The organism is Xenorhabdus beddingii (assembly GCF_002127545.1).
GTDB classification, from domain to species: Bacteria; Pseudomonadota; Gammaproteobacteria; order Enterobacterales; family Enterobacteriaceae; genus Xenorhabdus; species Xenorhabdus beddingii.
In genome coordinates this window covers 1-1273 of sequence record NZ_MUBK01000107.1, presented here as the reverse complement: position 1 = coordinate 1273, position 1273 = coordinate 1, and the positions used below count along the sequence as shown (strand labels likewise).

The window sequence follows — 1273 nt, the reverse complement described above, 5'->3', positions numbered from 1 at the left end:
GCGATCCGGCCTGTGGTGTAAGATTTGCTGATTGCCGATATAGATAGCGGCATGGCAGGGGGTCTGACTGCCTAAACAGATAAGAATGCCATCACCGGGTTGAATTTCATCTACCTGCTCAAACCCCTGACCTATTCCGTTATCCAGATAAAGATTTTGCCCGGCATTCCACCATTCATCGTCACGGTGGATATCATCTAATTCGATGCCTGCCAGATGGTAGGCGTCACGGATCAGGGAATAACAATCCTGTATGCCATGTATAAATTCCCGACCCAGCAAGCGGGGAACCGGACGGAATTTATGCACCCGGTCACCACAGGCCAGCCACCACGGTAACCCCGTTTTAATTTGCTGTTCCCGATCGCCTGCACTCAGTCGAGGTCGTCCATTGGGGTGACTGTGAACAATGGCTTCAATATCTGCAAAGCATTCCGCTGTTATCCAGTCATCAGGATTAATTTCAAAGTAGTGCTCAGGATCGGTGGAAATATTGCGACACGGAAAATAGCGGCCACCGGAAATCAGGCCGCACGATTCCCTAGCACCCTCCGCTTTCGCGTGGGCGATAATATCTTGTTCAATCATGGATTAACCTAACTTGTTGGCACCCAAAAAGCCGCCAAATGGCATGGGTTGAGGACGTGGATAGCGACAGATGCAGCCTGTATATTTTTTGGAACACCGGTCTTTGAGTGGGTCAGTCGTTGGCTGGTCTTTCTCATCGGCCACGGGTGGGCCATCATAGCCGCAGTCAGCAGAGCGGTATTGCCAACTGCAAATATCCGCCTGAATCACTCTCGCCGGAATCAACGCGCCGTCCGTTTCACTGGGCAATGCAAGTACGTAAGTGACAAAGTCACTGTTTGAGTCTTGCTTTTGCTCTATCAGATACTTACTTACTGCCTCTCTGGTGGGATCTGCCTGTGGGTTACCGTTGGGAAAATTGACCGTATCAAGGTAAATCTCCGGCACTTGGTGGCGTGTCACCACTGCCCCCAGCGCATCATTGAAATCCTGATTTATCGCAGTCAGAAATCCGTTAATGTTGGCAAAGACCATCTTGGGTCTGGCGCTTGGCCCCTTGCCGCTCATTTCAAACCCTGTCACTTCAACCGGATACGCTTCATAACGCATTCCTTGCCAGATAACCGGCTGGAGCTTTCCATTCAGTCCATCATGAAAACGGTAGATATCCCCACCAAACGCCGTTAAATCAATCTCATATAGGTTAAGAATGGCGTTCTGACTCAGTTCGGTAACCTCAATCCGC

At 50.2% G+C, this 1273-nt stretch carries 2 protein-coding genes; both read right to left on the bottom strand.

Annotated features, from left to right (window positions below):
- The coding region (locus Xbed_RS18660; protein WP_086114302.1) for a C40 family peptidase at window positions 1-588 on the bottom strand (588 nt) is incomplete at its 3' end.
- A gap of 3 nt (window positions 589-591) precedes the next feature.
- The gene (locus tag Xbed_RS18655; RefSeq protein WP_086114303.1) at window positions 592-1269 is read right to left on the bottom strand and encodes a phage minor tail protein L; all 678 of its coding nucleotides are present in this window, start codon (window positions 1267-1269) and stop codon (window positions 592-594) included.
- Window positions 1270-1273: the final 4 nt, after the last annotated feature.